This window comes from Haematobacter massiliensis, from assembly GCF_000740795.1.
Lineage (GTDB): Bacteria > Pseudomonadota > Alphaproteobacteria > Rhodobacterales > Rhodobacteraceae > Haematobacter > Haematobacter massiliensis.
On record NZ_JGYG01000001.1, the window covers coordinates 278,115 to 290,559 of the forward strand.

Genomic DNA, 12,445 nt, shown 5'->3' on the forward strand with positions numbered 1-12,445 from the left:
GCGGCTTATCCGACACTGTAAACAGACTGCACGAAGCCATTCGGCCAGCTTCTGGTGGCTTCGTGTCTCAGGGCGATTTCACCGGTATCACAGAACAGCGGAATGCCGTCTCCCAACAGGATCGGCAGACGCGTGATGGTCATTTGCTCGATCAGACCCGCGCGCAAGAAGGCCGAAACGACTGCGCCTCCGTCCACGTAAACCCGGCGCGCACCCTGCCGGCCCAGTTCTTCCATGACGGTGAGCGGATCCCGGTCACGTATCGCGACTTTCCCGCCCGTATCGCAGGCTCTGCAAGGAGGTAGCGTGCGGCTGAGCACCGTCACCGGCTTTGCATAGGGCCACTCCCCGAAGCTCAGCACCTTTTCATAGCTCTTCCGGCCCAGGACAAGGGCATCGACCCGCTCCATGAGTTCCGAATAGCCAAAATCCTCCCCTTCGGGCAGCGGGCAGCTCGTTAACCACGAAACGTCTCCATCGGGGCGGGCGATGTAGCCATCCAGCGAGGTGGCGATAAAGACTTCCCCTTCGGGCATTTGCATGGTGGGTCTCCTTGACCCTCCTTATGTCGGTTCGCGCTCGCCGCTCCGCAAGACCGTGGCGCGGACACGTCGGGTATGCGGTACAGCCGACACAGCGCCGCCACCATCCGGGGTCTGGGTATCATCCCATCAAGCGTCAGAAGGTGTGGTCAATCGCCATTTGTCGGTTGCGTATGCCTGTTGGGTTTGGCCTTCGATGAGCGGCATTTTCTTGCCGCAAGGATGCAGGAGGACGTGCCAGTGCACCGCGGGGATGACCCTGCGTGATCTCCTTTTGCCAAACGCTACCGCACTGCCCCAGCGCCACCGGTTTCATGACACGGTGGAGCCGCAAATTAGCGCTGGAAAGCATTTTGCAGTCGCGGCATCAGTGCGTCATGAGCGAACACGACAAACCGACCCGCCATACCGGCTTCGAGGACGCGCAAGGGATCCTCTTCGGCACCATGATGTGTGCCTTGGGAATTCAGTTTCTGGCCTTCCACGGCTTCATGACCGGTCAGACGGCAGGTCTGGCGCTCCTCATAAGCTATGCCACCGGCTGGGGATTTGGGCCCGTTTTCTTCCTGATAAACCTGCCGTTCTACTGGCTTGGCTACCGCAGGATCGGGCTGTCATTCACTCTGAAAAGCTTCGCGTCGGTCGCACTCATGTCGCTGTTTGCAGCGGTTTTTCCCCACTACCTCAGCTTCGCGATGCTATCGGAACCGCTGGCAGCCGTTCTTTTTGGCTGCACCACCGGCGCAGGACTTCTGGCACTTTTTCGCCACGGCTCAAGCCTTGGAGGTGTGGGGGTGGTCGCGCTCTATCTCCAAGACAGAACAGGTATCCGTGCGGGCTGGGTCCAGATGGGTTTCGACGCCGCCCTTTTCGCCATCGCGCTGTGGTGGGTTCCGCTCGACCGGTTGATCTGGTCCGTGCTAGGCGTGGTGGTGGTCAATCTTGTCATCGCCATCAACCACCGCCGTGATCGCTACGTCGCAATGTAGGATTCGCGCCGACACCTAGATGTGTCCCCAGAAGACATGCGCTTTATGCCGATGGCGAAAGGCGCGCCAAAGCGGTCGTCTCAGGAAGCAAATCGCCACGGCATGTTCTTCAAACCTGCGTCGCCGCAGCGGACTACCTGCGTCCCCTCCGTCACTGATCTTCGAGATATATCTCTGACTGCAGCGTAGAGGCGGCAGTTTTGTATAATGATTTGAGGATGCGCGCTTACAAGGACCGAATTTGCACAATTAGAGCAAGCTGCGGTCTATGGCGGAGAGAGAGGGATTCGAACCCTCGAGACGGTTCCCCGCCTACACACTTTCCAGGCGTGCGCCTTCGACCACTCGGCCACCTCTCCGTGGCGGGCTTCCTAACGCGGGTTTTGGTTGGGGGCAAGGGGGTGTGAGCATAGTATTTGCGGTTCGCCGCTCAGGGTGAGGCGGATAATCATCACTTCCCCCCAACCACCCGGGCATGCGCAGAAATGCCGCTTTTCCTTCGGCAAACTTCCTCTAAATAGCAGGGATCGTCTAAAAGAGGGTGGGACATGCGGCGCAGGCAATTTCTTCTTACTGGTCTTTCCGTAAGCGCTCTTGCCGCCGTTGCTCCGCTCCGCATTTCCGCGCAGACCGCCGACTTCTTCGATGCGCTGACGCAGGAAATGCAGGCGCTCGTCAATCAGCCGTATCAGCGTAACGAACTTGCCCTACCCGAGCCATTCTCAACGCTCGGATATGATGGCTATCGGCAGGTTCAGGCGGATCCCGCGCGGGCCATCTGGGCCGGTCAGGCGCTTTTCACGCTGAATGCCTTTTCCCTCGGCTGGCTTTATGATGAGCCGGTTACCATTTCCCTGCTGGAGGGGGGCGAGCGGCGGGAGTTGGCCTTCACCTCGCAGGACTTCCTCTATCACGCGCCGCTCGAGCGGGCACCCTTCGATGCGGTAAACCCCTTTCCCGGCATCGCGGGGCTGAAGATCAACTACCCGCTGAACTCTCCTGAAATCTGGGATGAGTTGCTGACCTTTCTTGGCGCCAGCTATTTCCGCGCTCTGGGACAAGGGTCCTCCTATGGGACCTCGGCCCGCGGTATCGCCGTCGATACGGCCGCAGGCAAGCCGGAGGAGTTCCCTCGCTTCACGCGGTTCTACGTCATCCCCCCAGGTCAATTCGATTCGACGATCACCATCTACGCTCAGCTGGAAGGACCAAGCGTCACCGGAGCCTACCGTTTCATCGTCCGCCCGGGCAAGGACACGGCCATGGATGTGACCGCGCGCATCTTCGTTCGGCGTGATGTTTCGCGGCTGGGCATCGCGCCGCTGACCTCCATGTTCCTCTACGGCGGCCCCAATCGCGCGGCCTTCGACGACTACCGCGAGCGCGTCCACGACAGCGAGGGGCTGAAGATCATCCGTGCGAGCGGAGAGGAAGTCTGGCGCAACCTTAACAATCCCGCGCAACTGGCGGCCTCTTTCTACAAGGAGGAGAACCCGCGCGCCTTCGGCCTGATGCAGCGCAGCCGCCGCTTTGAGGACTACGCGGATGCGGAGGCGCATTACGAAAAGCGCCCCTCCGTTCTGGTGGAGCCGTCCGGGCAATGGGGCGTCGGTCATATCTGTCTGATCGAGATCCCGACAAAGCGGGAAGTCAACGACAACATCGTCTGCTTCTGGATGCCGGAAGCGCCCGCCACCGCCGGATCCGCGGTGGAGTTCAGCTACAGGCTGATATGGGGTGACATTCCCGAATCAAGCGCACGATTCGCGCGCGTCATCACCTTCAGTTCAGGCCATTCCGGCACTGCCGGCTCCGACCCCACAACGGGGGAGCGGAAATTTGTGGTGGATTTTGAAGGCCCCTATCTGGATCGCCTGCTCGATCTCGACTCCGTCACTGCGAATACGTCAATTTTTAACGGAGAATTCGTCCACACGGACTTGAAGAAAGTCTCGGGAGAGGACATCTGGCGGTTCGTTGCTGATGTGAAGAGTACAGCAAGCAATCCTGTGGAACTATCAGTATATTTGAGCGTTGCCGGTCGTCGTCTGACCGAAACATGGAGCTATCAGTGGAGACCTGGAGATGAATCGCCTCACTGACACCGCTGCTGCGAGGGTCACGGACGCGGATGGCATACTCGCGCTTGATGATCGCTTGCCGCCAGCAGCGCCGATGATCATGCCGGTGCAGGTGCTGGAGCGCTCCTCCTCCTGGTTGGGGCTGCTGCGCGCGAGGTTCGCCCAGTTCGGCGGCCGGCGACTGACCTGATCTTCTCATGATATTGCGGACCGTCCTCTTTCTGGCGAGCCTCGTGCTGGCCGGCACAGCCGTTTGGCTCGGCCTTAACGTCTTTTTTGCCGATGGGCGGGACGGAACGGATTATGTCAGGATCGCCCTGCTCGGCCTGACGACCTGGTGGATCGCATGGGGCGCGATGCTCGGCATGAGCGGCGTGTTCATGAGCAGCCGTATCCGGCGCGCGCGGACGACCGGTCCTCTGACCACGCGAACAGCAATCCTGCTTCCGGTATATAATGAGCCGCCGGAAAAACCGTTTTCTCATGCGGCCGCGATGATCGAGAGCCTTGAGGCCACCGGTCACCATGGCGCTTTCGAGCTCGCGATCGTCTCAGACACCACCCGTGCCGCCATAGGAGCGGAGGAAGAAGCCTGGTTCGAGAAGCTGCGAGTCGGCTGGGGGCATATCCTTCCGGTCTATTACCGTCGCCGGACCGACAATACCGGCAAGAAGGCGGGCAATATCGCCGAATTCATCCGCCGCTTCGGCGGCCGCTACGATTTCCTCATCATCCTCGACGCGGACAGCCTGATGGAAGGCGATACGCTGGTTGAGATGGTTCGCCGTATGGAGGCGGAGCCCAAGCTCGGGCTGCTTCAGACATTGCCCAAGATCATTGGGTCGCGGTCTTTCTTTGGTCGGGTGCTGCAATTCTCCGCCGCGTTCTTTTCGCCGATCTTTACCCGTGGCGTCGCGGCTCTTCAGGGGCGGGAAGGCCCTTTCTGGGGTCATAACGCCATCACGCGCACGACGGCTTTTGCCGAAAGCTGTGGCTTGCCGGAGCTCAAGGGCAAGCCGCCGTTCGGCGGCCATATCCTCAGCCACGACTATGTGGAGGCCGCGCTGCTCGCTCGTGCGGGCTGGATCGTCCGGGTCGATCCCGACATCGGAGGCTCCTACGAGGAAGCCCCCGACAACATCCTCGATTATGCGAAGCGCGACCGTCGCTGGGCGCAGGGCAACCTTCAGCACTCGCGCCTGCTGGCCGTGCCCGGCCTGAAGATGTGGAGCCGGTTCGTGTTCTTTCAGGGGATCATGGCCTACCTCGCCTCCTCCCTCTGGGGTGTGTTCCTGATCGCGACCATTCTGGCACCGATCCTGGCTGCTCCCTTCGAGTTCTTTCCCGACTCGGCGCTTGGCGTGCCGCAGTTTCCGATCAGTGAATCGACCCGTGCCCTTTTGTTGCTGATGCTCGTTCTCGGGCTTCTGCTGGGGCCGAAGTTGCTCATCGCGCTGCGATCCATCTTCGATGGTCGCGCCCGGCAGTTTGGTGGCGCCCTCGCCAGTCTGGTGAGCGTGGTTATCGAAATCCTGTGGTCGAGTCTGATCGCTCCGCTCATGCTGGCCTTCCAGACCCGCTCCGTCATAGAGATTCTCACCGGAGCGGACGGCGGCTGGCCGGTTGCCGATCGCGAGGCGCAGGCGATCCCGCTCTCGACCGCATGGAAGGCGAGCTGGTGGATCACGGCAACCGGCGCCGTCATCCTCTTTGCAGCATGGAAGTTCACCACGCTTTTCATCTGGTTCCTGCCGGTTGGCGGCCCGATGCTCATAGCGCCACTCATCATCGCCTGGTCATCCGATTCCGGCGAAGGTGCCTCCGCGCGTCGGCTGAGGTTGTTCATGACGCCGGAGGAGCAGCACCCGCGCCCTGTTATGCTTCGGCAGCAGGAGATTCTGCATGACTGGCGCCGCAAGGAGTCCGCTTCAGCTGACCCCGGCAGCAGCCGGGTGGTAGCGCCGCCTGTGGTTGTCACCGGGCCGACGGGCTGAAACCGACCGATACAGGCCGCAGTTGCCGTCCGGCCTGCAACCTCGCATAGTGCGCGCAGACCCACGCCGAGGTTCCGCGCGCCATGCTCAAGACCACTCCCCCGGAGGATCAAACCGGCGTCTTCCCTCCCTACCGGCCGAGCCTGGAAGACAGGCTCCGTATCCAGACATGGGCGCTCACCATCATCGCCTTCGGGGTGGCGGTATTTCTGCTCTGGGTGGGGAGCTCCATTCTCATCTCGCTCGCCTTCGGCATCATCCTCTTCAGCGTGACGACCGCCACTATCGACCGGATCGCGCAACTCAGGATCGGGCGGTTTTATTTCCCACGCTGGATTGCCGTTGTCCTGGCGGTGACACTGCTCACCGTCTGCCTCATCCTGCTCGCTGTTGTCGTGGTCAACGAGGTCAACCGCCTCATCACAACCATGCTGCTTTACAGCGACGCGGCCATCAATGCTGTCGCCCGCCTGTTCGCCTGGCTCGGGCCGGAGGCGACGTCGGCGGTACAGAATGCTATCCAGACGATCAACTTCAACGCCTACCTCCGTTCCATTGCTTTTCAGCTTTCCGGGCTGGTGTCGATCGCCGTGATGACCAGCCTTGTGGTGGGCTTTCTCTTCGCCGAACAGCACTGGTTCCATGCAAAGCTGCTGAACCTTTTTGCCACGCCGAAGCGGGCCGCGCGCGCGGCCGCCATCAGCCGCTCCATCATCCGGCGGGTGAACCGCTACCTTCTGGTGAAAAGCCTTGTCAGCCTGATAACGGGGGTGGAGGTTTACCTTGTCATGCGCGTCGCAGGGCTGGAGTTCGCCGGCGCCATGGGCATGCTCACGGTCATCCTGAACTTCATTCCGACCATCGGCTCGCTGGTCGCCTCCGTCCTCACCATACTTGCAGTGTTCATCCAGATGCCGGAACCATGGGTGACGGTGACAGTATCACTCATCGTATGCGGGATTCAGTTCGGCAACGGTAACATCATCGAGCCGATCTTCATGGGGCGGACATTGCAGCTTTCCACCTTCTGCATCGTGCTGGCGTTGGCCTTCTGGGGCGCGATATGGGGGATCGCCGGTCTTTTCCTCGCCGTGCCAATGATGGTCGCGGCGATGATCGTCTGCTCCCATATTCCAGCGCTCCGACCACTCGCCGTGCTCATGTCGCGCGACGGGCGGCCGGACAGCATGTTCGGCGCGGGCGATCCTGCCCCGCTTACGCCGCGAACGGTCAGACGCTGATCCGGGCGCCGATCTCCACCACGCGGTCCCTCGGCAAATGATAGAACACCGTCGGATCGGCGGAAAATCCGTTCAGCAGGATGTAGATCCGGTCCAGCAGAAGCGGCATCCCGATACGCGCCCCCGGCACGTAGCGGCGCCGCCCAAGGAAGAAGGAGGTGCGCATGACCTCAAGCTTCACGCCGTCGATCCGGGAGCGGAACAGGGCGCGGCTGACATCCGGCGTCTCCATGAAGCCGAAGCGAAGTGTGATGAGCGCGAACCGGTCATCGACGTTCTCATAACTCAGCCGGTCCTGCTCCGAAACACGCGGCTCCTCCGCCACCAGCACCGTTGTCACAAGATTTCGACGATGAAGCACCTTGTTGTGCTTGAGGTTGTGCAGCAACGCGGGCGGCGCGGTGGTCGGGTCCGAGGTCAGAAAGACGGCGACCCCGTCAGCGATATGCACGGAACTATGCGACATCGAATGGGCGAAGCTCTCAAGCGGCACGGCCATCCGATGTTGCCTTTCAAATGACAACTGAGATCCGCGCCACCAGGACCACATGACCAACATGAGCGCGAGCGCCGCCAGCACCGGGACATAACCGCCATCAAGAATTTTCAGCAGATTGGATGTGAGGAAGGAAAGCTCGATCACCGCAACCGGCGCCGCGATCACCAGCACCACCCATAGCGGCTTTCGCCAGCCCTTCACCGCCAGCACCACCGCAAGCGCCGTGGTGACGATCATCGTTCCTGTCACCGCTATCCCATAGGCAGAGGCGAGGTTGCTTGATGAGCCAAACGCCAGCGTGAGCCAGATCACGGCGATGAGCAGCAGCCAGTTCATCGCAGGCACGTAGATCTGGCCGCTCTGCTGTTCTGATGTGTGGCGGATCTCGAACCGTGGCAGCAGACCCAGCTGCACCGCTTGCCGCGTCATGGAAAAAGCGCCGGAGATCACTGCCTGACAGGCAATGACGGTCGCCACCGTCGCCAGCAGCACAAGCGGGATCAGCCCCCACTCTGGGACCATGAGGAAGAACGGGTTACTCAGTGTCTCCGGCCGGGAAATGACCAGTGCCCCCTGGCCGAGATAGTTCAGCACCAGGGCCGGCAGCACCAACCAGAACCACGCGAAACGGATCGGCCCGCGCCCGAAGTGCCCCAGGTCGGCATATAGCGCCTCCGCCCCTGTCACCGCGAGAAACACCGCGCCCAGGACAAGGAAGGCGGTGAAGCCGTGATCCGCGAGAAAGAACACGGCGTGATGCGGGTTCAGGGCCGTGAGGACATGCGGATTTCCAGAGATCTGCCAAATACCCGCTGCTCCCATGGTGACAAACCAGACAAGCGTGATCGGACCGAACCACGCCCCGATCCGCGCCGTTCCGTGCTTCTGCACCATGAAGACACAGACCAGGATCACGATGGTGATCGGCAAAACGAACGGCGTGAAGCTCGGCGTGATGAGTTCCAGCCCCTCCACCGCCGAAAGGACGGAAACGGCCGGGGTAATCATCGCATCGCCGAAGAACAGCGCTGCGCCCATGATACCAAGGATGAACACCGGAATGGAACGCCGCCCGACCGCCCTCATGGCGAGAGAGAACAGCGCGAGGACACCCCCCTCGCCCCGGTTGTCCAAGCGGAGAAGGAACATCACGTATTTGACGGTGACGATCAGAAAGAGCGCCCAGATGAGCAGGGAGAGGACACCCAGCACCTCTTCGTTCGTCAGCCCGTCGCTTGCCGCATGATGCAGCGCCTCGCGCATGGCATAGAGCGGACTGGTACCGATGTCGCCGTAGACCACGCCGACCGAACCAAGCGCGAGCTTCAGAAAGCCCTCATGGCCCGGCGACCCGTGGGATGGCCCATCATCCACCGGTTCCGGGGAGTTCAGCCGGGAAGAGGGCGTATCGGTCATATGAGATTGTCTATCCGGGAGAGGTGTGCTGGCCCGATGCTCATTCGATCCGCAAGGATCGCCATGGCGTTTTCACCTTGTGGGCATGGCCCGTTGCACTGAACGGCCCATACCGCCCTTCGCTGAATGATGCTTGGAGAGGAGGCCGGAGTCAAGCGCGGCGGACCCCTCTCCCGCAGCGTCAGCGGGTGGGGCTTCCAGCGCGGCGCTGGTCGTTTTCCTCGGCCTGTTCTTCTGCCTTACCGTCGCGTGCCGCTTCCGCATCAACCGGATCTGCGGGGGGCTTGTCACCGAAGATCGCGCCGGGCAAGACATAGGGGATGCCGTCCCCGTCGGCCATGATGGTCTTGCTCGACCCCATGATGCCGAAGACGATGTTCTCCTCCTTGAAGCGGCGATGGATGAGGTGAAGCACCTCGTCCTGAACTTCGCCCCGGAAGTTCACGTCCCTGATGATGAGCCGCATCTCGAACGTGAGATTGCCGCCATCTATACCGATCAGCCCCACAGAGGGCGGCGGATTCAGGATCACCATAGGGGGCACCTTGGCGATGTCCTCCAGCACCTTCTGCACATGATCGCTGTCATTGACACCGGACACGGTGACCTGCTGGAGCACGCGACCGGACAGGTTGAAACGCGTGATGTTGGTGACCTGACCGGAGATCAACGAGGCGTTGGGGACAATGACATGGTTCCGGTCGAAAGTCTCGATCCGGGTCGAGCGGACGGAGATCGCGCGCACGCGCCCCTGCACGCCGGCAACCTCGATCCAGTCGCCTTCCGACACGGGCCGCTCGATCAGCAGGATGATGCCGGAGACGAAGTTCTGCACGATGTTCTGCAGGCCGAAACCGATACCGACGGAAAGTGCGGAGGCAAGGATCGCCAGCGATGACAGGTTGATCCCTGCCGCCGTCATGGCGATGATCGCGGACAGAACGACCCCGACATAGCCGACCCCGAGCACCACCGCCCGCTGCCCGCCGGTGTCCAGTTTGGTCTTGGGGAGGATGGAGGCGCCGAGTGCGCCCTGAAGCAGCTTGGTAACCGTGTATCCGAGAACGAATACGACAACGAAGGTCAGGAAGATCGTGGGAGAGACCTGCACCCCCGCGATATTGAACCCCTCCCGGAACTTGATCCACATCTCTGCCAGATCAGAGCCCCGCGCCCCCCAGATCAGCAGCAGGAAGGGAACCGCCAACGCACAGAGGACAAAGCCGAGCAAAACCGGAACGAGGTCACCGCGATTGGCTTCATCCCCCTTAATGGCAAGCACATAGATGTCCGCGCAAAGGCCCTGGAGGAACATCACCATCCCGATAAGCGCGAGCGTCATGGCCGCAGGATAGATCAGCGCCGTAGCAGCGGAAACATACCCGACCGCCGCCAGAAGCGGCGCCAGCGCCCCGATGGCGATTGTCACATATGCCACGTAGGTGATGAGCCGGTGACGGAACAATACCTCCGTATTTGCCGCTGTCGCATTCACCGCATGGGTGCGAAGGAGTTGTCCGAAGCGAAAGAGCAGGATCCCGCCCACGACCAGCAGGGGAAAGGCAAGGACGGAATAAACCGGCGGTTCCGGGTTCGGGACGATCTGCTCAAGCAGACTGCGAATGGCGAGCAGGATACCAAACGCGACGATGTGAACGCGGGCCTCCCGTCGGCGTTCTGGTGCGAGTTGAAACTGGCTGTCTCCAGCGTCATCGGGAAACAGCCTGCCTGCGAGCCAGAGCGCCGCGAAGACGAGAAAACCCGCCCATGGCAGGGTCTCGACGATGGGACTCGTGCGGACACCCACCATCCCCGAAAGCTGCAATGCCCGACTGACCAGCACCACGCCCAGTACCGGAAGGACGACCTGACCAAGCGAGACCAGCTTTGCGATGACCTTTGCGCCGCGGAGAGAACTCCGCCCGCTGATATTGCGGACAAGCCGCTCCATCACAGCGCGACCGCGCAGAAGGATCACCGCCGCGATGACGAGGTGGAGCAGGATGATCGGCAGGTTGGAAATGAGGTTCTGACGCCGTACGTCGGAGGCGACATGACGGTTGATCTCCGCAGCGATGCCCTTGCCCGCATCCAGAAGCGCCGCCGCCGCAAGCGTCCAGTTGGCAGGGTTCAGCGGAGACGGCGACAATTCCAGAAGCGCATTCGTCTGCCTGTCGCGCAGGATCGCGTCGATTTGCTTGATGAGATTGTCTGCGCGCGTATAGGCCTCGACCGCCGCCTTGCCAGGCGCCTCGGCTTCGGAAATCTGGGTCTGAAGCTCCGTGCGGCGCGCCGTGATTTCCGGGGCCTCGGTCGTTCCGTCCTCAGGAGGTGCTCCCAGCGCGGCGAGTTGCCCCCTCAGCGTCTCGATCCGGCCGGAATTCGCGCCTTGCGCCGTCTGGAACTCTGCCCGGAGAGGGACAAGCTGGGCGCGACGCTCGTCAAGCTGCTGATCCGTAATCTCCGGATCCGCAACTTCGCTCTCTATTTCGCTGGCCGTCTTTTCCCAGGCGGCAAAATCAGGCGTGGCCGGCGCGGTTTCCTGCGCAATGGCGGGTGTCGCGAAAATCCCGGTCGGCACACCGGAGACAGGCAGGAGCGCAAGAAGCAGCGCGATCAGGATACCGGTCAGACGCTGCATGGATCAGCCCTCAAGCACCGAAGGAAGGGGCTGAGCGGGCGTCGTCGCCAGCCACTCAGGCACCGGCAGATTCTTCGCCCGCAGGAAGGCCGGGTTGAACAGCTTTGTCTGATAGCGCGTGCCGTAATCGCAAAGCACGGTCACGATGGTTTTGCCCGGCCCCAGATCGCGGGCGAGCCGGATGGCCCCCGCGATATTGATGCCGGAAGAACCGCCCACGCAAAGCCCCTCCTCCGACAGCAGGTCAAAGATCAACGGCAAGGCTTCACCGTCGGGGATCCGATAGGCGAAATCCGGTTTGAAGCCTTCTAGATTGGCGGTGATACGGCCCTGCCCGATGCCCTCCGTAATCGAATTGCCTTCGGATTTCAGCGTACCTTGGGTGTAGTATTCGTAAAGCGCCGACCCTTCCGGGTCCGCCAGCGCGATCTTCACGCCCTTCGGCTGCAGAGCCATGCCGACACCCGCGAAGGTGCCGCCCGAGCCGACAGAGGCCACGAAACCGTCGACCTTGCCGCCCGTTTCCTCCCAGATCTCGGGACCTGTCGTCTCCACATGCGCGAGCCGGTTGGCGGTGTTGTCGAACTGATTGGCCCAGATCGCGCCGTTCGGCTCCGTCTTCGCGAGCGCTGCGGCAAGGCGGCTCGAATAGCGCACATAGTTATTGGGATTGGCATAGGGAACCGCTTGCACTTCCACCAGTTCCGCTCCGGCCAGGCGGATCATGTCCTTCTTTTCCTGGCTCTGCGTCTCCGGAATGACGATCACGGTGCGAAAACCCATGGCAGCGCCGACAAGCGCGAGGCCGATACCGGTATTGCCCGCCGTCCCCTCCACGATCGTGCCGCCGGGCGCAAGTTCCCCCCGCGCCACCGCGTCCTTGATGATGTAGAGCGCCGCGCGGTCCTTCACAGACTGACCGGGGTTCATGAACTCGGCCTTGCCGTAGATGTCGCAGCCCGTCATATCGCTGGCCTTGCGCAGCCGGATGAGCGGGGTGTGACCGATGGAGGCCATGAGATCGCCGTAAACGGGCATTTCC

General features: G+C 61.7%; 9 protein-coding genes and 1 tRNA gene. 5 read left to right on the top strand and 5 right to left on the bottom strand.

Going from position 1 to position 12,445, the window contains the following annotated elements:
• Positions 1-5 precede the first annotated feature (5 nt).
• Positions 6-542, bottom strand: a complete 537-nt coding sequence (locus CN97_RS01375; protein ID WP_207391643.1) for a dihydrofolate reductase family protein — start codon at positions 540-542, stop codon at positions 6-8.
• A gap of 377 nt (positions 543-919) precedes the next feature.
• On the opposite strand from CN97_RS01375, the gene CN97_RS01380 reads away from it, so the two are divergent.
• On the top strand, positions 920-1,531 hold the full coding sequence (locus CN97_RS01380; RefSeq protein WP_035705972.1) for a YitT family protein: 612 nt from the start codon (positions 920-922) through the stop codon (positions 1,529-1,531).
• A gap of 269 nt (positions 1,532-1,800) precedes the next feature.
• On the opposite strand, the gene CN97_RS01385 is transcribed toward CN97_RS01380, so the two are convergent.
• Positions 1,801-1,890 (bottom strand) — tRNA-Ser (locus CN97_RS01385).
• A gap of 189 nt (positions 1,891-2,079) precedes the next feature.
• On the opposite strand from CN97_RS01385, the gene CN97_RS01390 reads away from it, so the two are divergent.
• The 4 genes from CN97_RS01390 to CN97_RS01405 all read left to right on the top strand — a co-directional run bounded on the left by CN97_RS01390 (position 2,080) and on the right by CN97_RS01405 (position 6,847).
• Entirely contained in the window at positions 2,080-3,633 is a 1,554-nt protein-coding gene (locus CN97_RS01390) for a glucan biosynthesis protein (protein WP_084683938.1), read from the top strand.
• Positions 3,617-3,802, top strand: a complete 186-nt coding sequence (locus tag CN97_RS01395; protein WP_035705974.1) for a hypothetical protein — start codon at positions 3,617-3,619, stop codon at positions 3,800-3,802. The genes CN97_RS01390 and CN97_RS01395 overlap by 17 nt, the downstream gene beginning before the upstream one ends.
• 7 nt (positions 3,803-3,809) lie before the next feature.
• Positions 3,810-5,606 carry a glucans biosynthesis glucosyltransferase MdoH gene (gene mdoH, locus CN97_RS01400; RefSeq protein ID WP_051910884.1) on the top strand — a complete coding sequence of 599 codons (1,797 nt, stop codon included), beginning with the start codon at positions 3,810-3,812 and terminating at the stop codon, positions 5,604-5,606.
• An 83-nt stretch (positions 5,607-5,689) separates the two neighbouring features.
• Positions 5,690-6,847 carry an AI-2E family transporter gene (locus CN97_RS01405; protein ID WP_051910885.1) on the top strand — a complete coding sequence of 386 codons (1,158 nt, stop codon included), beginning with the start codon at positions 5,690-5,692 and terminating at the stop codon, positions 6,845-6,847.
• On the opposite strand, the gene CN97_RS01410 is transcribed toward CN97_RS01405, so the two are convergent.
• From CN97_RS01410 to CN97_RS01420, 3 genes are all read right to left on the bottom strand, one after another.
• A complete protein-coding gene (locus CN97_RS01410) occupies positions 6,837-8,762 on the bottom strand; it encodes a potassium transporter Kup (RefSeq protein WP_084683939.1) in 1,926 nt (641 codons plus the stop codon). The genes CN97_RS01405 and CN97_RS01410 overlap by 11 nt on opposite strands.
• 181 nt (positions 8,763-8,943) lie before the next feature.
• A complete protein-coding gene (locus CN97_RS01415; protein ID WP_051910886.1) occupies positions 8,944-11,403 on the bottom strand; it encodes a DUF3772 domain-containing protein in 2,460 nt (819 codons plus the stop codon).
• 3 nt (positions 11,404-11,406) lie between these two features.
• Positions 11,407-12,441, bottom strand: a complete 1,035-nt coding sequence (locus CN97_RS01420; RefSeq protein WP_035705975.1) for a cysteine synthase A — start codon at positions 12,439-12,441, stop codon at positions 11,407-11,409.
• Positions 12,442-12,445 lie beyond the last annotated feature (4 nt).

Excerpts from the sequence above, each read along its gene's own strand:
- CN97_RS01375 (WP_207391643.1), bottom strand. The coding sequence starts at position 542 with ATGCAAATGCCCGAAGGGGAAGTCTTTATCGCCACCTCGCTGGATGGC.
- CN97_RS01380 (WP_035705972.1), top strand. The coding sequence starts at position 920 with ATGAGCGAACACGACAAACCGACCCGCCATACCGGCTTCGAGGACGCG.
- CN97_RS01390 (WP_084683938.1), top strand. The coding sequence starts at position 2,080 with ATGCGGCGCAGGCAATTTCTTCTTACTGGTCTTTCCGTAAGCGCTCTT.
- CN97_RS01395 (WP_035705974.1), top strand. The coding sequence starts at position 3,617 with ATGAATCGCCTCACTGACACCGCTGCTGCGAGGGTCACGGACGCGGAT.
- mdoH (WP_051910884.1), top strand. The coding sequence starts at position 3,810 with ATGATATTGCGGACCGTCCTCTTTCTGGCGAGCCTCGTGCTGGCCGGC.
- CN97_RS01405 (WP_051910885.1), top strand. The coding sequence starts at position 5,690 with ATGCTCAAGACCACTCCCCCGGAGGATCAAACCGGCGTCTTCCCTCCC.
- CN97_RS01410 (WP_084683939.1), bottom strand. The coding sequence starts at position 8,762 with ATGACCGATACGCCCTCTTCCCGGCTGAACTCCCCGGAACCGGTGGAT.
- CN97_RS01415 (WP_051910886.1), bottom strand. The coding sequence starts at position 11,403 with ATGCAGCGTCTGACCGGTATCCTGATCGCGCTGCTTCTTGCGCTCCTG.
- CN97_RS01420 (WP_035705975.1), bottom strand. The coding sequence starts at position 12,441 with ATGCCCGTTTACGGCGATCTCATGGCCTCCATCGGTCACACCCCGCTC.